General features: G+C 54.0%; 19 protein-coding genes. 12 read left to right on the top strand and 7 right to left on the bottom strand.

Features of this window, described 5'->3' with window-relative positions:
• Positions 1 to 160: 160 nt before the first annotated feature.
• Positions 161 to 586, bottom strand: a complete 426-nt coding sequence (locus HXY34_03405; protein NWF95166.1) for a hypothetical protein — start codon at positions 584 to 586, stop codon at positions 161 to 163.
• A gap of 182 nt (positions 587 to 768) precedes the next feature.
• Here HXY34_03405 and HXY34_03400 point away from each other — a divergent pair, with 182 nt between their 5' ends.
• From HXY34_03400 to HXY34_03390, 3 genes are read left to right on the top strand one after another with little or no spacing between them, the layout of a single operon-like run.
• On the top strand, positions 769 to 1017 hold the full coding sequence (locus HXY34_03400) for a hypothetical protein (GenBank protein ID NWF95165.1): 249 nt from the start codon (positions 769 to 771) through the stop codon (positions 1015 to 1017).
• Between the two features lie 9 nt (positions 1018 to 1026).
• Entirely contained in the window at positions 1027 to 1680 is a 654-nt protein-coding gene (locus tag HXY34_03395; GenBank protein ID NWF95164.1) for a hypothetical protein, read from the top strand.
• Positions 1681 to 1725: 45 nt separating this feature from the next.
• The gene (locus tag HXY34_03390) at positions 1726 to 2139 is read left to right on the top strand and encodes a hypothetical protein (protein NWF95163.1); all 414 of its coding nucleotides are present in this window, start codon (positions 1726 to 1728) and stop codon (positions 2137 to 2139) included.
• Between the two features lies 1 nt (position 2140).
• Here the strand turns inward: HXY34_03390 and prf1 are convergent, their stop codons facing one another.
• Positions 2141 to 3217, bottom strand: a complete 1077-nt coding sequence (gene prf1, locus HXY34_03385; GenBank protein NWF95162.1) for a peptide chain release factor 1 — start codon at positions 3215 to 3217, stop codon at positions 2141 to 2143.
• A 284-nt stretch (positions 3218 to 3501) separates the two neighbouring features.
• Here prf1 and HXY34_03380 point away from each other — a divergent pair, with 284 nt between their 5' ends.
• The 4 genes from HXY34_03380 to HXY34_03365 all read left to right on the top strand — a co-directional run bounded on the left by HXY34_03380 (position 3502) and on the right by HXY34_03365 (position 7807).
• Positions 3502 to 5019: a phenylalanine--tRNA ligase subunit alpha gene (locus tag HXY34_03380; GenBank protein NWF95161.1), complete on the top strand. Its 1518-nt coding sequence runs from the start codon at positions 3502 to 3504 to the stop codon at positions 5017 to 5019.
• Positions 5020 to 5040: 21 nt separating this feature from the next.
• Positions 5041 to 6687 (top strand): phenylalanine--tRNA ligase subunit beta, encoded by a 1647-nt coding sequence (locus HXY34_03375; protein ID NWF95160.1) that lies wholly within the window; start codon positions 5041 to 5043, stop codon positions 6685 to 6687.
• A gap of 87 nt (positions 6688 to 6774) precedes the next feature.
• Positions 6775 to 7380, top strand: coding sequence for a GTP-binding protein (locus tag HXY34_03370; protein ID NWF95159.1), 606 nt, complete (start codon positions 6775 to 6777; stop codon positions 7378 to 7380).
• Between the two features lie 19 nt (positions 7381 to 7399).
• Positions 7400 to 7807: a CBS domain-containing protein gene (locus HXY34_03365; GenBank protein NWF95158.1), complete on the top strand. Its 408-nt coding sequence runs from the start codon at positions 7400 to 7402 to the stop codon at positions 7805 to 7807.
• Here HXY34_03365 and HXY34_03360 read toward each other — a convergent pair.
• Complete coding sequence (locus HXY34_03360; GenBank protein NWF95157.1) at positions 7804 to 8577, bottom strand: hypothetical protein; 774 nt, start codon at positions 8575 to 8577, stop codon at positions 7804 to 7806. The two genes, HXY34_03365 and HXY34_03360, sit on opposite strands and share 4 nt — an antisense overlap.
• Before the next feature lie 175 nt (positions 8578 to 8752).
• Between HXY34_03360 and HXY34_03355 the strand changes: the two genes are divergently transcribed.
• Both HXY34_03355 and HXY34_03350 read left to right on the top strand, forming a co-directional pair.
• Positions 8753 to 9322 (top strand): GTP-binding protein, encoded by a 570-nt coding sequence (locus HXY34_03355; GenBank protein NWF95156.1) that lies wholly within the window; start codon positions 8753 to 8755, stop codon positions 9320 to 9322.
• Positions 9323 to 9371: 49 nt separating this feature from the next.
• The gene (locus HXY34_03350; protein ID NWF95155.1) at positions 9372 to 9908 is read left to right on the top strand and encodes a hypothetical protein; all 537 of its coding nucleotides are present in this window, start codon (positions 9372 to 9374) and stop codon (positions 9906 to 9908) included.
• On the opposite strand, the gene HXY34_03345 is transcribed toward HXY34_03350, so the two are convergent.
• The gene (locus tag HXY34_03345) at positions 9905 to 11173 is read right to left on the bottom strand and encodes an adenylosuccinate synthase (GenBank protein NWF95154.1); all 1269 of its coding nucleotides are present in this window, start codon (positions 11171 to 11173) and stop codon (positions 9905 to 9907) included. The two genes, HXY34_03350 and HXY34_03345, sit on opposite strands and share 4 nt — an antisense overlap.
• A gap of 116 nt (positions 11174 to 11289) precedes the next feature.
• Here HXY34_03345 and HXY34_03340 point away from each other — a divergent pair, with 116 nt between their 5' ends.
• Positions 11290 to 12642: a geranylgeranyl reductase family protein gene (locus HXY34_03340; protein NWF95153.1), complete on the top strand. Its 1353-nt coding sequence runs from the start codon at positions 11290 to 11292 to the stop codon at positions 12640 to 12642.
• Positions 12643 to 12718: 76 nt separating this feature from the next.
• Here HXY34_03340 and radA read toward each other — a convergent pair whose 3' ends face one another.
• Together radA and HXY34_03330 are read right to left on the bottom strand one after the other, a co-directional pair.
• The gene (radA, locus tag HXY34_03335; GenBank protein ID NWF95152.1) at positions 12719 to 13735 is read right to left on the bottom strand and encodes a DNA repair and recombination protein RadA; all 1017 of its coding nucleotides are present in this window, start codon (positions 13733 to 13735) and stop codon (positions 12719 to 12721) included.
• 269 nt (positions 13736 to 14004) lie between these two features.
• A complete protein-coding gene (locus tag HXY34_03330) occupies positions 14005 to 14313 on the bottom strand; it encodes a roadblock/LC7 domain-containing protein (GenBank protein ID NWF95151.1) in 309 nt (102 codons plus the stop codon).
• Positions 14314 to 14608: 295 nt separating this feature from the next.
• Here HXY34_03330 and HXY34_03325 point away from each other — a divergent pair, with 295 nt between their 5' ends.
• Together HXY34_03325 and HXY34_03320 are read left to right on the top strand one after the other, a co-directional pair.
• On the top strand, positions 14609 to 15043 hold the full coding sequence (locus HXY34_03325) for a hypothetical protein (protein ID NWF95150.1): 435 nt from the start codon (positions 14609 to 14611) through the stop codon (positions 15041 to 15043).
• A 45-nt stretch (positions 15044 to 15088) separates the two neighbouring features.
• On the top strand, positions 15089 to 16456 hold the full coding sequence (locus tag HXY34_03320; protein ID NWF95149.1) for a hypothetical protein: 1368 nt from the start codon (positions 15089 to 15091) through the stop codon (positions 16454 to 16456).
• Between the two features lie 140 nt (positions 16457 to 16596).
• Here the strand turns inward: HXY34_03320 and HXY34_03315 are convergent.
• A partial coding sequence (locus HXY34_03315; protein ID NWF95148.1) for a hypothetical protein occupies positions 16597 to 18633 on the bottom strand: 2037 nt, incomplete at its 5' end.

Raw genomic sequence — 18633 nt, 5'->3', positions numbered from 1 at the left:
CGGCAAGGACCATGTTGCTCGGGCTCAGGAATGGAATCATGTTGATGGCAAAGCATGCGATGAACAGCCCCAGATACCCCTGCATGATTAGCTCTGTGACCCAAGTTGCGAGGTCCTGCATTTCTCAGCCCTGTTTCGTCTGACAGACGGCAGGTGTCTGCTACTTGCTGACAGTTTCGATAAGGACGGCCTTCACGCCCTCAAGGCTCTCAAGCGAGTCCTTGAGTTCCTTTGGCGACACCACGAGCTGCTCCGGTGCAAAGTAGCACTCGTAGAAACAGCGTGTGCCTCTGAGACAGACGCCCGTTGAATAGAGAAGGTCTACAAGCCCAGCGCTCTTGAAGACCTGCGACAGCCGTGTCAGGAAATCGTTACTCAGCTTGCTTATCTCAATACTCAGGAACTTGGGATCCTTAGCGGCCATCGGAAAAATCTTGATGGTGCGCTCCTTGTACGATAAGACCATTAGCCCAAAATCGGTCCCCAGGGCCTGTCTGAATGACTGAGGAAAGCTGATGCTCCCGGAGTCGTTGAAGACTAATACGCGACCAGCAGTCGCCCCATCATACGAGTTCTCTTTGGACATGTCGTTCAGCACACCTTGAGCTTTCTTCCACGACGAGATTGAAATGACCCTTCAGATATGTATCGACTAGTGCTCCCAGATATAAATAAAGCTCGGTCGTGTGAGTCCAAAAGCACAACACGCAAGAGAGACGGACATGGTGCCCTTTTTCAGGAGGGGACGAGATAGGAGTACAGACCTGCATGACGCATGACACAACCAGCCCCGGCACTTACCGCGATGTGAGTGACCTCAGAACGCAGTATTTCTGCGAGTATAGATACTACTTGGAACAGAGGCACGGAAATGAACCTTCCAGAGCTGCAGCACGCGGTTCTGCCCTGCATCAGCACCCATTGGCTGTCCACGACATGACTGCGCCGAATGGGCCCCTGCTCATCTTGATCATCGTGGTCGCCATTGTAGCGGCGATTCTGTGGATAATGTGGTGAAGACGCTTCATGTTGGACACATTTCTGCTTGCGGTGTTCATTGTCGGCGTGCTGGCCGCAGGATACTTGATGAGGGGAGGACGGCCTGGAGGAATCAGAGCACTGATTCGGGGGGCGGTCCCGGCCCCGTGGGACCTACACACCTTTCTTAGCAGACCGCCGGCCCACCTAAGCGCAGGTGCGAAGTACCTATTCTCAGAGCAGAGTGTTCTCTCAACGACACATCACTTCAGAGGCAGATTCGACCAGGCAGTGTTCCACAGGGAAGAGGTCCCGGTCCTAGATGTCATGATAGAGAGGAAGTTCACCGTGAAACACCTTCCAAGGGAGATGCGAGAGGAGGATGCGTTTCAGGCCGGGCTATACACACTCGCCCTCCTAGACACCGGGGTCTCCTGCAGAAACACGCGACTAGTCGTCATCTACTGTCTGCAAGACGAAGCAGAGCGATGTGTTCGGCAAGGACCGGCATTCTGTCTCAAGTGTCGCTCAGCCAGAGTCTACACGAAGAAGTTCAGACGAGGTCCCGTTGAGCGAGCCATCAGGAAGCTGGACCAAGTCTGGTTCGAGGGCAGACCACCCCGGGCGTCAACCCGTAAGGACAGATGCTTGAGGTGTCCCTATGGTCATGATGGCAGGTGTAATCGCTCGCTCACACGATAGGCCCCCAGCCAAAAGAGTCATCTCGGTCCCTGTCATGAAAAGGCCATGCAAGAACTGCGTGTCTTTCTCGGGCGCGTTGTCGTCGCGAAACGCCAGCTCAAAGAGGTCTTCTACACCACCTCAGAACCCGATGTGAAAGCTGATGTCAAACAACTTGTGGCAGCAGTCATAGCAGTACAGAGAACACTCGACGAACTGATCGAGCTACAGAGAAAGAGCAGACTTGCTTCCAAGATGTTGAAGGACAGAAAGGTCGAACTCGTCCTCCGTAAGTGGTCTGTAGGGCTGCCCAGACGAGTGACCGATTACGTAGACAAGAAGAAGAAGCTCAAGCAGGAGTACCTGCATCGGTATCAGGAAGTCCTCCTTGCATACGTGGAGGAGATAGGCAGAGAACTGTCCGGATGGCTCATTGACATCCAGAGCATTAGAGAACTGCCAAAGACCCCGAGGGAGTAGACTACCAGCGAAGTCTTGCTGCAATCCCACCGAAACCCTTCAGCTGAGCGCCGGACTCAGTCTGATTGCTAAACACGATTATGTCAGAACCATACTTTGGAGCCTCGTCGGCCAGCTCGTCGAACAGTGGTGAGCCCTCGACAATGAGCAGGGTCTGAACACGTCCAGCCTTGAGAGCCTCCATCACCTCATTGGCACCATAAGTGACTGTGTTGAGACCTCTCATCAGGTCCTGCATGAAGGACTCCCATTCGACCCGTTCCTGATAGACCTCGGTCTCCTTCATTATCCTTGAAGCTTCCTTCACGGCCTGAAAGAGACCGGTCTCATCAATGATGCCGACGGGGATAATGGTGTCCGCAATCTTCTGTCTAATCCGGTAGTCGAGTTCTCCCTTTTCAAGGAACTCTTGTGCTCTTATGGTGTTGCCACCAAGGACTATCGCATCCACAGAGTCCAACTTGTCCAGGAGCAGCTCGCTGAGCAGTCTTCCAACATGGCGAAAGAACTCGAGCAGTTTCTCCTCGCGGATGCGCTCATATCGCCTGGCACTCTGACCACCAGCCCTCGTCTTGCCTATGATGAAGTAGTCCTCGTCCCGGACTAGTTCGACCCGCTTGCCTCGAAGATACCCGATTGTGACCTTTCCGCCTTCCAGCAGGACAATGACAATCATACTCCGGGGCTCGGTCATTCGTTCAAGTTCGTCGGTGACAAACTCGCGACCGCAGATGTAGACAAACTGTGAGATTGGCGCAGGGGGGACTACAATCTCCCGAATGACCGACGGCGTGCCGCCCTGATCCTCAATCCCGTAGAAGAATACCATCCCGTTCTCAGGAAGCCTCGAGATCTTCGTGAGCTCGTTAAGGATAGCAGTGAGGTTCTCCTGTACATTCTTTCGGTTGATCTTGTCCTTGATGTTCTCGGCACCGGCAATCTCGGTGCGAATGAAGCTCATTATGTCTACCAGGTTCTTGTCTGGTGGAATGTAGAGCGTCGTAAAAGAGCTGTGGCGGCCCTGATACGCCTTGAGCTCGGATATCTTCTTCTTCAGCTGGTGTTTTGTGAGTGTCAATGCCTCTGCCTCAAGGAGGTCTTGGATGGGTCGCACGGGTACAGAAGTAGGCGCCGAGACCTCAAGCGTGGGTTCGAAGCGCGTATTTGAACGTTGCGACAGAGATACACCAATAACGGCGACACGTTAAAAAGGGGGACCGAACGGTGCAAGAGCCTGCAGGTGCAGGACGGATGGATCACCGCCAATTTACCACAGCGTAAGGGTCTTGTTTTCGTTCCGGGACAGTGGGTGGTCCGCATCGTTGTACGACCTGAACCTTGACAGCACGAAGGGCTGACACAATGACTGAACAGACACAGTTGACAGAAGGAGAGAGAAAGGTACTGACGTCTCTGCTGAAGCACTCCAGTACAGTGAGCGCTCGAGAGATGGCTTCTGAGCTCGGCGACAGAGAGGACAGGATAACGTCCATACTTCACGCTCTGGCAGAGAAGGGGATTGTCATGCTGGAAAGCCGAGAGATGATTTCCTATTCCCTCACTGAGGAAGGAAGGCTCTACGACTCGGAGGGTCTCCCTGAGATACGTCTGTTCAGAGCTGTCAAAGGGTCAGGCGGAACTGCTCTCATGGAGCAAGCCGTTGCAGCTGCAGGACTCGACAACAAGACGAAGGGGGTCGCCATGAATTGGGCCACGAAGCTCAAGGCGATAGCGGTCAAGAGGGAGGGGAGTTCGACACTGATTACCGCCCAAGCGGACGAGATCAAGTCGGAGCTACCTGAAGTACTCAGGGCAATCGCAACTGGCGATATCGCCGCCGTCGAGCGACTCCGAGAAGGCATGAATCAGGCCGTCGAGAGGAAGCTTGTCTCACAGATCGTGACCAGAGCCTTCTACGCGTGCGTACCACAGGAGAAGAAAGCGTGGGCGGAGAACACACTTCGTTCGGTAGAGGAGGCCCTGACGGACCTGACCCCAGAACTGTTGGCAAGTGGAGGCTGGCGGGGCAGGACCTTCAAGCCCTACAATGTCACACTCAGACCACCGTTCGTGAGCTATGGAAAAAAGCATCCCTATGCAGAGTTCAATGACTGGCTAAAGGAGATTCTTGTCGGTCTGGGATTCACAGAGTGGTACGGCCCCTATGTGGAGACCGAGTTCTGGAACAATGATACGCTCTTTGTTCCGCAGGACCATGTCGCCCGAGAAGTGCAGGATCAGTTTAGAGTGACCCAACCTCACAGTCACGGTGTCATAGTAGACGAGAAGTACTATAGAGCGGTCAAGGCGGTTCATGAAAACGGTGCGGACACGGGGTCTACTGGCTGGCAGTCAGCTTTTAGCAGGGATATTGCTACGCGTCTGTGCCTCAGGTCGCACACTACACCGGTTTCGATGAGGTATCTGTGGGAGCACCGAGACTCACCCCAGAAGATGTTTATCGTAGACCGGAACTTCCGTGCAGAGGCACTCAGTGCTAGGCACGCGCAGGAGTTCGATCAGTGCGAGGGGATAATCATGGACAAGGGTCTCACACTGAGAGACCTCATGGGCTACATACGGGAGATCTGTACCCGGGTGGGTATCAAGAAGATGAAGTTCAAGCCGGGACAGTTCCCCTTCACAGAGCCTTCGATTGAGTGTTACGCCAAACACGAGACCCTGGGATGGATAGAGGTGGCACCCGGAGGGATATTCAGGCCGGAGGTCACTCATCCGCTTGGCATCCGGGACTCAGTCTTGGCGTGGGGCATTGGTTCAGGAAGACTGTACATGGCTTCAATGGGAATCAGTGACATAAGGGAGCTTCACACAAGGGATCTGAGTTGGCTCAGGAGAAGTCAGTTCGTGAGGTGCTAGAGAGTGATTGTCGGCTGTGATATGAAGGCGCTACAGAAGCTGATAGGCAGAACGCTCAGTTACGATGAACTCGAAGCGGCTCTGTTCCTGCTCAAGGCGGAAGCGCAAAGAAAGGAAGACGGCAGTGTCGAGATTGAAATCAACCCAGACAGACAAGACATGCTTTCCACCGAGGGAGTGGCAAGGGCTCTGAGGTCGTTTCTTGAGGTCAGCCCGGGGCTTCGACCGTTCTCTGTGAAGAAGTCCAACAGGAGCGTCATCGTGGGAAAGGGACTGGAGAAGATAAGGCGCTACATCGCCTGTGGGACCGTCAAGGGTGTCCAAGTGGACGACGAACTCATTAGAGAGTACATGCGCCTGCAAGAGAAACTCACCGACACACACGGGAGGAACAGGACCAAGGCTAGCATAGGACTCTATGTGTACGACATGATTGAGTTTCCCGTCAGATACGAGGTCTGGAAGCCGGAAGACATCAAGTTCGTTCCCCTTGGTCATGAGGTGACGATGGACGCCCCCACGATTCTACAAGTACACGACAAAGGGGTGACCTACGGTCCCATAATCGCCCCCCACAAGAAGTGGCCCGTGCTGGTGGACTCCGCGAACAAGATTCTGAGTCTCCCTCCAGTGATCAACAGCAATGACTTGGGAAGAGTGAACGAGGAAACATCGAATATCTTTGTTGAAGTGACGGGCACACACCATCTGACAGTACAGCAGGCGCTAAACATAATGGTGACATCCTTAGCTGAGAGAGGAGGAGAAATCGAGTCAGTCACAGTTCACTATCCAGATGGGACAGTCGAAGAGACACCAGACCTCAAGCCAAAGAAGACCACAATACATGTGAAGGATGTCATCACGCTCACTGGCCTCGACATGGACGCAGCGGGCTTGATTCGATGCCTTCACAGGATGGGGTATGGAGCAGCTTCAAGCAAGTCGGATGCGGTCACAGTCCAGATTCCCGCCTACAGAACGGACATTCTTCACAAGGTCGATATCATTGAGGATGTGGCCATTGGGTATGGGTTCGACAATATAGAACCCACCTTCCCGACCACGATGACAACTGGCAAGTTGCGGCCAGTGACACGGCTCAAGAACAAGTTCAGAGACCTTCTCATAGGTGTTGGGTATCAGGAGGTGTTGAGCTATGTGATGACATCGCCGGAGACCCTTGGAGAGAAGATGCTTCGAGACCGGCCGATTGTCACCACCAGCAACCCGAAGAGCAGAGACTACTCAGTCCTGAGAGACTCGCTTCTTCCGGTCCTACTCGATTTTGCTGCGCAGAACCAGCATGCGGACTTTCCTCAGCGCATATTCGAGGTGGGAGATGTAGTGGTACCCGATGCTGAGGCTGAAACCCGCACTAGACAGATTCAGTGTGTGTGCGCCCTGGTCACCGACTCCAAAGTCAATCTGACAGCCATGCTGAACGAGATTGGATTCATTCTGAGGAACGGTGGGGTACCGGACGATTATGCCTTTGAAGCAGCTGAGGACCCGTCGTTCATCAGCGGAAGGAACGGGATCATCAAGACTGCTGGAAGGACAATCGGTTACTTCGGAGAAGTACATCCGGAAGTCCTCACCAGGTTCTCAATTGCCCGTCCCGTCGTGGCCTTCGAGCTGTATCTGCCGCACGACGGGGTCTGGTAGGGCCAATCTCCCAAGAAGACATATAAGAATCAGACTGGAATGAAGCATGTCTGGCCTTCTGTGGCTAACGGGTAGGGCGGACCGCCGATGAACCTGGAAAACACTGCCTCTGGCATGGGAACTACTGGTGAACTGGAGCCCTTCGAAGGCTACACATTCCGAGTAGTCATGCTCGGTGAGGCCGGGGTGGGAAAGACATCCCTAGTGAAGAGATACATAGAGGGCGCCTTTGAGGAGGAGTACAAGCAGACCCTCAACGCAACCCATGCGACAAAGAACGTTGAAGTCGCTGCTAGCGGTGGGAACAGAAGACCTGTGAGGCTTGTATGCTGCGACATGGGTGGTCAGGACACCTATCGGGAGCTCAGGAGGCAATACATGAAGGGCGCATCAGCAGCCATTATTGTCTACGATGTGACGCGACCGGAAACATTCATGGCAACGAACAACTGGTATGAAGCGTTTCGCGAGGTGTGCCCTGACGCAGCAGTCTTCATCTGTGCCAACAGGGTTGATCTAGTGGGCAAGAGGGTGGTTCCCGTGGAACCGGGACACATGCTTAGGGACTGGCTTCAGGCGGACTACTTTGAGACCTCAGCGAAGACCGGCTCAAACGTCGTCGGTCTGTTTGAGAGAGTGGCCGCAACACTGCTTGACAGGGCTCTCGCACAGCAGGTATGCATGAAGACATGACTCATTCCGGTGGAGTGCTATGAAAGTCCGCGATTTCATGACTGAGATGCTCATAACAGCTGACGAAGACACCCCTGTAGTGTCAGCCGCAAGGCTCATGGCCGCAGAGGACATCGGCAGTCTCGTTGTGACCAAGAGTGAGGCGATGGTGGGCATAGTAACACAGAGAGACATCATCGGTGCTCAGCTGCTCTCAGACGAGGTGTACCATGCTCTTACGCTGAAGGACATAATGACGGCTCCCGTGGTCAGTGTCGAGCCTGATTCAAGTCTTTGGCAGGTCGTTAGTCTAATGGACCAGACAGGAAAGAAGCACATACCCGTAGTGGAAGGAAATGTCGCAATAGGTGTCGTCTCCGCGACAGATATCATCAGGGTGCTGGCAACAATGCATCTGATTGCAGAGGGAGCAGACTCGGAGGACTAGGCTGGAGCATACCGTGGAATCTCGTCTTTGATTTCTTTCTTGAGTTTCATGATGTCCTTGGCCTGCAGTTGGTGCCGCTTCGAGTAGGCGCTCACGACTCCGGCCCACTTGTCCAGCTTCACCATGATTTGGTCGCTGGGCAGGAACTTCATTATTTCAGTCTTGGCTGCAAGCATCACGTCAAGGACGTCACCTGCAAGACAGCCCATCTTGAGGGACTGAACCACCTTCTCAAGTTGCTCCGCGACTTTCATGCCCTTGTCCGGAGGGACAGCACTGCTCGCACGCACAGACGCGGCTGGAGTCTCATAGACGTGTGTCGGCGCAGGAGTCTCGATAGCAGGCGGCATTGGGGCCTGAACTGACGGGGATGATGTAACCGCCTCGAGAATCTCGTACTTGAACTCCTCAAGCATCTGACGCAAGCTCGTCCCCAGGGCTTCAATCTGAGCCTGTGTGTCCTGACTTGCCCTTGTCACTTCCCGCGACGCTCCCGACTGTGAGACATCGCCAAGTGATGTGACAATCTGGTCCTTGATGGACTGGAGTTCTGAAACCATCAGGCTTACGAGCTCTTCAGTTGCCTTGGCCTCGGAACCCCCAGAAGACTTGGCCTTTATGGCCTCAAGCGTCTCCACCTTGGCAATCCTGATCTCAGACTTGATTTCCGTGACGGTGCTTAGGATTGTCACCATTCGCTTAAGCATGTCATTGAGCTCTTCTATGCTCTTCTCGATGCCCGAAAGACGACTCAAGAACTGCTCGGCCATAGTCAACCACCGGTTCTGCTTCCACCTCAAGAGTCCAAACGACCAAAAAAAGCCTTCCCCATACGGATAACTTGACGACGACATCGCCAGAATCATTAAATGCACAGACATGGGCTATTCAATAGTCATGACTGCGGGGCGTTCACCTGACTTGACAGCGGAGCCGGTTTCCCACATGTTCAAACTGGTCGCCCTCGGCGATGGGGCAGTAGGAAAGACCAGCTGCATCAAGAGGTGGACAGAAGGGAGTTTTAGCGAGCGGTACATCATGACAATCGGCACTACCTTCGCACTCAAGACGGTGGCTGTCGATATGCCAGACGGTTCAAGAGTCACTGCCAGGGTCGTCCTGTGGGACTTGGCAGGGCAACCAACATACAATGAACTCAGGAGACGGTACATGGCAGGTGCCTCAATGGCAATGATAGTCTATGATGTGACACGACCTCAGACGTTTCTTGACATAGGCGAGTGGTTCACGAAACTGCACACAGTATGCCCCAATGCAGTAGTGGCAGTCATTGCTAACAAGATTGACCGACCTGACAGGCTGGTGCCCCCAGAAGCTGGATTGATGGTAGGAGACTGGCTCGGTGTGCTCCACTACGAAACCAGTGCAAAGACAGGACAGAACATAGATGAGATGTTCAGCGAGCTGGTGTATCGTACAGTCCTGAAACAGAGAGAGGTCGCAGGAATCGAGTCCGGACTGCACAAGATAGTCGTTCCGGAGCGAGAATGGTAGAGAAAGGGTCTTTAGGGGCACATCTATCAGTACAACTGGCGCACGGAACATGCCCACAAGCTATCAGGTCTTGACGGGGTTACTCAGTCACATCGCACTGATGTTTTTGAACTTCTGTGTTCTACTGGGAGTTATCGAGAGTATCCGCCTCTTTGTTGAAGACATCCCGCCTGTCAATGCCCTCATCTTGGCCTACATGCTCGTTCATACGTTCCTCATGCTCTCCGTGCAGATGGGCATACAGATACTCGAACTGATACGAATCAGAAGACCTACACTGCTGATAAGCTACTACTTCCAGTTTAGCGACGAGGAGACAATCCCTGTTCCAATGCTGGATCCTACGAAGAGCCGTCTTGCTGTACTGATACTTCTCCTCGTAGTCAGCGGAGGACCGATACTCTATCCCCTCTTTGCGGTGTACGGCTTCATACTTGCTTACGCTCATATAGTCGCCATTGCTCTTGAGCCGTCCGCAATTGTCCACTACTTTGAGCTCTTCCTCAACTGGATGCCGCCTATTCTGGGAATCATAGTGATGATACTCATAGTCTCTATTGTCATCATCGAGTTCAAGCACATCTAGGACGGATTCAGATCTATCGTCTGCTCTCGCTGAGGCCCATAGGACAGCAGGGTCGTCGGACGACCAACAAACGAGTCAATGAAGCCCACATACTCACGCAGCCCTGCAGGGATCTCTCTGATGACTCGGCTGCCTTCCAGGGTCCATCCCCGGAAGTCTTGAAGGACAGGCACGGCACGGGACAGCCTCTCAGGACTGCTGGGAAACGAACTGCACTCACTTCCGTCTATCTCATAGGCCACGCAGACTCTTATTGGGGACAGACCGCCAAGGACATCTGCCTTTGTCATGCAGAGGTGTTTAGCACCATTGACCCGGACGGCATACTTCAGTGCAACAAGATCAAGCCATCCACATCTACGCGGCCGGCCTGTCACTGTGCCAAACTCACCGCCTCGCTCCCGAATCAGCTGACCGGTGGCGTCCAAGAGTTCAGTTGGAAACGGACCCGACCCGACCCTTGTCACATATGCCTTGTAGACACCCATTACATCTCCAATCAGGTCTGGTCCTACCCCCGTCCCGCTTGAAGCAGAGGCCGCAACACAGCTCGAACTCGTGACGAAGGGATACGTCCCGTGGTCGATATCGAGGAGTGTTCCTTGTGCGCCCTCGAACAGAACTCTCTTGCCTGCAACGATGGCAGAGTGAAGGAACTCTCCTGAGTCACCGACGTAACGTGAGAGGAGTTGAACCTTCTCATGGTAGTCGTAGTAAGAGTCTTCGGCGTTCTGAGTCTCTCGACCTCCGCTTAGTTGTCGAGTCTTTAGCAAAGAGAACCGTCGCAGAACATCCCATCTGTCTCTACTCGACTCGCCGAGCATATCACACAGGCGGACCCCGTATCTTGACACCTTGTCTGAGTAAGTCGGTCCAATCCCCCGCTTCGTGGTGCCGATACCAGCAGAACCTCTTGCCTCTTCTTCCAGAGCATCGACCTGAATCTGAAAGGGCGTGACTAGATGGACCCGGTCGCTGATGAGAAGGTCAGGTTCGACACCGGTCTGCCTGAGCATCTCAATCTCCTGGATGAGCACTGCGGGGTCGAGAACGACACCGTTACCAATGACACCCTTCTTGCCACGAAGCATCCCTGTGGGCATGACTCTGAACTTGTGGGCCTTTCCTTCGACAACAACTGTGTGACCAGCATTGCTCCCGCCCTGAAACCTGACAACAATATCGGAAGACTCAGACAGGAAGTCAACGACTTTCCCCTTGCCTTCGTCACCCCACTGCAGACCGACAACAACCAGACTTGACATGTACCTGCATCCGACACCACCAATCTATGTTTCAAGATAACGGTTACGTCTGCTGAGCCGCCACGTCATGCCCTCGGGTTTATATCGTAGGCAGCAATCAGTTCAGCCGAACAGCCTTGAAACGACCTGATGTGATAGTGGTTGGTGCCGGGTCCGCGGGATGTGTCGCGGCCCGAAGATGTGCAGAGATGGGACTCAAGACGCTTCTGCTCGAGAGAAAGCCACGCAGTCAGGTCGGACTCAAGGTCTGTGGCGATGAAGTGAGCAAGTCACACTTTGATGCAACAGGAATAGACTACCCATCAGGCAATCAGGTCGCGAGTGTCATCGCCGGTGCAGATGTGTATCCGCCCGACATGGCAAACATAATGCGCGTGAGGGGGTGGAAGGAGTTTGACGGCTGGACTGTGGACAGACTCGCATTCGGTCAGAGACTCCTTGACGAGGCGCTATCGATGGGTGCCGAGTTGATTGACGAGTGCCATGTGACCGAACCTATCATCAAGAACGACCGCGTAGTCGGTGTGTGCTACAAGAGAATAGGGGAGGATGAAGAGGTGTCACTGCGGACGCACATAGTTGTCGATGCGAGCGGCTTTGCCGGAGTCATACGCAACAAGCTGGACATGCCGCTGGTTGAAGGCAGGATTGACAAGGAAGACATAGCACTCTGTTACAGGGAGATAATTCGGCTCAAGATGCCTCTTGCCGAACCGGAGGTTGCACGCGTCCTGCTTGGTGGCAAGGTGGCACCTTCCGGCTACGCTTGGGTCTTTCCAAAGGGTCCACTGGTCGTCAATGCAGGTGTCGGGATCTGCGGCGGGAGCGGCAGAGGGTCACCAAAGTCTCACTTCGACTCATTCCGTGACTCATATCCACTCTTCCATGATTGTCAGGTCCTGGAGGGTGGGGGAGGAGCAGTACCCGTTCGTAGGCCTCTGAAGAGTCTGGTAGCCGATGGCGTCATGTTTGTTGGAGATGCTGCCCTTCAAGTCAATCCAATCCATGGTGGAGGACTGGGGCCAGGCATGAGAGCAGCCACTGTTCTTGGTGAGGTTGCCAAGGAGGCAATCGCACGAAAGGATGTATCAGCAAGGGGACTCTGGCACTACAACCTCAGGTATCTGACGGCCTTTGGAAAGCGGCTGGCATCGCTTGAGGTATTCAGGAGGCTGCTTCAGCAAGTGTCGGATGACGACATGGACTACGGCTTCCGGAAGAGAATCTTGGAGCCAGAAGACCTGATGGCTGCAAACCGGGGAGAGGGGATATCGCTGGGAATCGTTGAGAAGCTCGCAAGGGCAAAGCGTGGAGCAGGGCGCATAGGACTACTGATGAAACTACAAAAAGCGTCTCATCTGATGAATAAGATGATCAAGCTCTATGCTCAATACCCGGCAGACCCTCAGAGTCTCGAGAGATGGTACGATAACGTTCTCTCGGTCATAGGAGCAGCTGACTTCACCTGAACCGTGATGTACATTCCCCGTATCGTGTCAGTCGGAACTGCTCCGTCACGGTCTCGACTGCGCAGACGTGTTCCGACTAGACATCCCGTATGCCGCCCTTCGTGACGAGAAAGACTGCCTCTCCTTCGGGAAGACTAGGTGAGTCGACCAGACGACAGATTCGTGTGTCACCTTTGGCCTTCCTCAGATAACACCGGGTCTGAGGTACATGAGCCAGGACATGTCCACCAACAGGTGCTGTAGGGTCTCCGAAGAATGCATCGGGTTTCGCCATCACTTGGTTCGTGATATAGACTGCCATGTTGTTTATCTCTGCACCTCGCTGAAGGTGATGGAGGTGCTTGTTGAGCTTCTGCTGTCTTGGAGCCAGTGTTCCTCGTCCTGTGTACTCCGCTCTGAAATGGCCTGTCACCGAGTCTACTATCAGGAGCTTTGCGTTTCTCTCCGGGGCCATCTCCATGGCCTGCTCGCACAGGAGAATCTGATGGTCTGAGTTGTACGCGCGTGCCCAGACGACGTTCTTGAGAACCGTTGCCGGATTCAGACCAAGAGGCTCTGCCATGTCTACAAGCCGTTCGGGCCGGAAGGTCCCTTCGGTGTCGACGTATATCGCGGTGCCGCCAAGTCCTCCTCTCTCTGGAGGCAGTTGCACGTTCACGGCAAGCTGATGCGCAAGCTGTGTCTTTCCGGACTTGAACTGACCATACATCTCAATGATGCTCTGGGTCTCGATGCCGCCCCCAAACATGTCGTCCAGGGCTTTCGACCCAGTGGTTATTCGCCCTGCGTTGCGACGTCGTTCAAGGAACATATCAGCAGTCTCGAAGCCAATGTCCAGCATCTCTCTGGCAGCCTTGATGATCTTTGTCGCGGTTGACTCGCCTATGGCACCTGCAGCTGCCAGTTCGCTTGGTGATGCGACAGCGATGGCTTCGACACTCTTGTAACCAGCTTCAGCCAATCGCTTGCCAATCGCGGGACCCACGCCTGGAAGGTCTGTGACATCGATGCCAGTCACACCTTCGTCGCCTAATTCACCGGTTTCGGCCGGTTCACCCTCGGCGGGTTCGCGTTCAAAATCCTCATAGTCCACGTCCTCGGGAACTCCCGGGTCGTCAGCAACTTTCTTGCGTGGTGGTATGGTGAAGACCTCCCATCAAGCTTGGGCAAGACATCAACTCTTGCTTCAAGCAAGTGGCCAGCAATGAATCATTTGGTGTGGTATAAAAATGGCACGAGTCGAAACACCGAGCTATCATCGAATATGACTGATAGTGAAGCACTACTTTGGACCTGAGTCGAACCTTACGGGGACCGGCAGGCAGATTTGCGTCAAGCATCCGCTCGGTGATGTGAATCTGCTCAGTTTGACGACATTGTGACGAGGATGAACTCATCCTGAGGCGCAATGCGGATGCCACCGAGGCTTGTCTGAATCTGAATGAACTGCATGTCGCTGCCCTCATGCACTTGGCAGATCACTTCCTTCGTCTTGCCAATCAGCGCGCTTAGAAGGGCAGATATCTCCTCAGCTCGTTCCATTGAGACCCCCCATGTGTTTATCGGAAACCCTTCCGGGCTGATGAAGAGTGCTGCATAGACATCAGGGAACTTGCTTGTCAAGTTCTGAATAATGCGTTCGAAAATCTCTCGTTTTGGCATCGCAGGCATGATTGGCACATCCACACCGCAGACTGTAAGTCTCTGATACGGGCTCCGTCATTGAAGAAAAGCTTTTTCCCTACGTCACGGTTCACGACGTGGCGAAGGGTAGCCCGTCATGAAGTATGGTGATGAGGCATTCGACCTCACCGGTCGAAGTGTAACTGTGTCTCGCTTGATATCAAGGCTGACTCCAGCGCCTCTTTTCAATCTGTATACAGGACTCGTAGTCTCACTGACATCACCTATAGGACTTGGCCCCACTTTGGACGCCCTCACGGTGTTGACTCTATGTGTGTTCCTTATGGTCATTGCACCTGTTGTGCCAATAGTCTACGACGCATGGCAAGGACGCGTCGACCTTGATGTGTCCGATCGATCAAAGAGGGGGTGGTATTTCTTGTGGGCGCTGATGTGCTATGCGACGGCATACGCAGCCTACTATGTCGGCGAGTGCCACGTCATGGCTGTGCTCTCTGCAGCCTACTTCACGGTGACTCTAGGAGTCATGCTAGCCACTCTCAGGTATAAGGTCTCAGTACATGCCGCCGGAGCGGCAGGACCAAGTACTGCACTTGTCTATATGTACGGGTGGACTGCAGCACCGGTGGTGCTGGTCTGGGGTGCCATCGTCTGGTCAAGGGTGAAACTCCGACAGCACACCGCACGCCAGGGTATGGTTGGCCTTTTCCTTGGAGCGGCGATAACTGCCCTGACTTATCTGTGGCTCTTCCAATAGACAGGAATGACGGCCACATCCCAACAACCCTTATGAAAGTACAACTTGAGGTACGTACAGTGCGACCTAGTACATCACTTGCCCATCTTCATTAAGGCATCGTCAAGACCCAAGTGCGCTAGGGGGCCAATCAAGACAATGAACGACAGAGTATGCCCACTTTGCGGAAAGACAGTCAAACAGGAGTCGACTCAGTGCGTACACTGCGGCGCCAAGCTTGACGGCACCACAGAGGAACACAGTTCAGATGAAGAATTGCTCGGACTACCGGAGGAGTTGCCTGACGACACGCTGGAGCGGAGAATGATGGACTACCTTGCTGGAGAGATAGGCAGCTCACGGGCATATTCTGACGACACCGGTCAGATCACCGATGAGACAGTCGATACACTACCTCCGCTGGAAGACGACGACATGGAGGACACCGATGGATTCATAGTACCGGAAGAGCCGCTGTCATCTCACACTGGTCACGAACACGGCACAGATGAACACTCAGACGCTTCGCCGGGGACATCAGAACTAGAAACAGGAACGTCAGATCTGCTGACGGAGTCACATTCGGACGAACCACCGGCCTACTGGGCGGATTCTCCAATGACTGAATTGTCACCGGACGACGTCCGTGAAGGGGATCCCTTTGTGGAGGTCGCTCCCCCAACGGTGGTGCTTGATGAACCCGAACCATCGGAGTCTGTCAGAGAACACCTCTTTCCTCGCGAGGAAGATGAAACCACGGCCGAAGCCATGTCACACTTGTTTCCTTCCGGCAGAGGAACGACCTCAAGAGACTTCGTCGATGCAGTCGTTGGTAGACCCAGTGGCATATCCGGCAAAGTCCGAGTGAAGGAGATAGAAGTCCCTCCATGCCCCAGCTGCGGCGCACTCGTCACTGGTGATGGGTTTGTCTATCCGGACTACGTCTACGAGGCGATGGCAAGAGCAAGGACAGAACAAGGCATTCAACTGTTGAAGTCGAACGAACATGAGAAGGCAATCGATGCTTTTGAGAAGGCACGCATGCTGTACGAGAAGACTGGCAATGCCAAGCTCATTGAGGAAGCCAAGAGACGAGTAGATGAGGGATACATAGCAATGGCTGCCTTCCACTACTATGAGGCAGAACGTCACCTGAAGGACTCTGAATTCGAGTGGGCCATTGTTCAGTTCAAGAAGGCCAGAGAACTCTATATGCTCACGGATGACGCCAAGATGAGGGCAAAAGCTGCCGAGCGCGTTCGCGACTGCTATGCTGCATGGGGGAAGGCCCTCGAGGACGAGGGGGATGCTCTCGCGAAGAAGGGTCAGACCCGAGAGGCATTGTCCAAGTATCAGCAGTCTGCAGAGAAGTACAAGGCCGGAGACGACACCAAGCGGCTCAAGGGTCTGGAACGGAAGATACGCAAGGCATGAGAGACATCATGTCAGCTCATGTAGCCAGCCGCTTGAGAGATGGTTGTTCTTAGGCCGCCCCTTGTGGTTGCCATAGCATGCCAGTATCAGTGCATACTCGCCTCATGGAAACAGACCGTGTCAGAGTCCCCTTCATCACACTAGATCCAGTCACCGGTCTCCAGTTTTCGGGGCAGATACTCGTCCACAAGATACTCGAAGCTGTGACTTGCGAACGCCTGTATCTCAGCTTTCTCCTTTATTCGCAGCATCAGCTCCAAGTCGTCCACCCACCGGTTGTTGGCCTTTACGAACGGCTCTTTGAGCATGTCCTTGACGCGCTTCACGTCAGCAGGCTCCATCGGAATCCTGACCGACTTGGGAATGTTGTACTCGTCAAGGTCTCGGCTCAGCACACCAAGGAGCTTCAATTCGGGAGTTGCTATGAAGGGCGACTCGTAGCTGAGACGCTTGCTACCTCTTAGAAACACCGAATAGATGTAGTGACCGTATGGGTCTGAGTCAACGAGAGCGAAGGCAGGAATCTCCAGTTCCTTCACCAGCCGCTTCAGAAACATACGTGTTGCCATGTCCCCAGAACCCTTTCCGGTGATGACAATGCACGGCTGTCGGTTCCAGTACTTGGCCTCAGCCAGACGCATGACAGCAGCGTCCTTCTCAGAGAGAAGAATGAACTCCGCATCGCTCTCGATGATCTCCACCTGGTCTAGGAAGGGGGTAATTGCCCATCCACCAGTACCCATCTTCGTGAGGTCAATCGTGTCACCGCCATCACGGATGAGGACTCGGCCCATAGCAGATCCTCTCGCCGACGCCACCACATGGACGCTGTCCCTGGTGGTTGACAGCATCGAGGCAACATCCTCGATTATCTTGTCGCTGTACTTCTGGTCTCTGAATAGGTTGACGTCACTGTAGTATATCTCACGTTTGGTGGCGTGTAGATTTGCCCGCAGTAACTGAAAGACAATCTCCATGACCCTAGCTGTCCGAGTGGCGTCTACGACCGACGCAAGCGAGTGATACGGGCGGGAGACGGTCTTCATGCCGAGGAGCAACAGATCACGAACCTCATCCCATACTATGTTCTCACTCGAGCGGCTCGGAATCTCAAACGCAGGCCGTCCAGTGGTCATGGTCTCGTTCAGTATCTCAATTGCCTCCTGCACAAGGAGTTCCATTGTCTCCCTGCTATCCAGGTTGACTACCTCGACGGTCTCCTGAACCTGTGGAATTTGCGCCGCTGCTGATGGTGATGTCCACTTCAGCTTCATCTCTTCTTGGAGCTCTAGGACTGGCTCAGGAACTGGCAGATTCGACTTCGTTCGCTTGGGCTTCGGTTTCTCAGCCTTGGGAACTCTCGATTTCACACCGCTCTTCATACGAGCCGCAGTAGAAGGGGCTCGGGATGAAGGCCCAACTGTCAACACGGAAGCTGAACTCTTCGACGCCTTGTCATCGCGTCTTTCTGGCTTGGATTCTGTCTCTGGCACGGGTCTCTTCTCAACATCCTTCTTCTCTTCTGTGACTTGAGCGGCTGGAGGGGTGATGCGCTCCATAACGGTATCCATCTGTTGTCTGCGAACGACCTCCTTCGCAGCTTCGACAATCTCCCTTGCCTTCTGAACACTGAGGCCGTCAATCGTCGCCGCCAAGCTTTCAGGGTGGGAGCGTGATAGTCGCGGGACCGATGAGTAGCCGGCCTCGCGAAGCTTGAGCTCGAGCTTTGGACCAATTCCGGGGATGCTCTTCAGAGTTGATTCAAGACTGGTCTCTACTGGACTCTCAGCAGCCTCATCGGGCGGGGATTCAGATGCCAAGTGGGACATGTACGACTTCGCAGACTGGATGAGTCGTACGGCACTTTGCATTGCAAGACCTTCCACCTTCTTGCAGAGACTCTCTGCCCTCGCACGCGATATCTGGTCAATAGTATAGTATCCGGACTCATGCAGACGCAACTGGAGCTTCTCTCCGACACCGGGCAGGTTGGAGAGAGACTGGCTGGGAGGAATCTCAGGTGCGGTTCCACCTTCGCGCTTGGTGGATGTCTTTGTAGGGGGCTTCTGGACTGGTTGCTTGACCACTGGTCCCGTCTCTGCGGGCTTCTTTGTAGGCTTCTTCTCTGCGGGCTTCTTTGCAGGCTTCTTCTCTGAGGTCTTCTTTGCAGGCTTCTT

It is taken from the genome of Candidatus Thorarchaeota archaeon (assembly GCA_013388835.1).
Lineage (GTDB): Archaea > Asgardarchaeota > Thorarchaeia > Thorarchaeales > Thorarchaeaceae > JACAEL01.
This window is presented reverse-complemented; position numbering and strand designations above follow the sequence as displayed.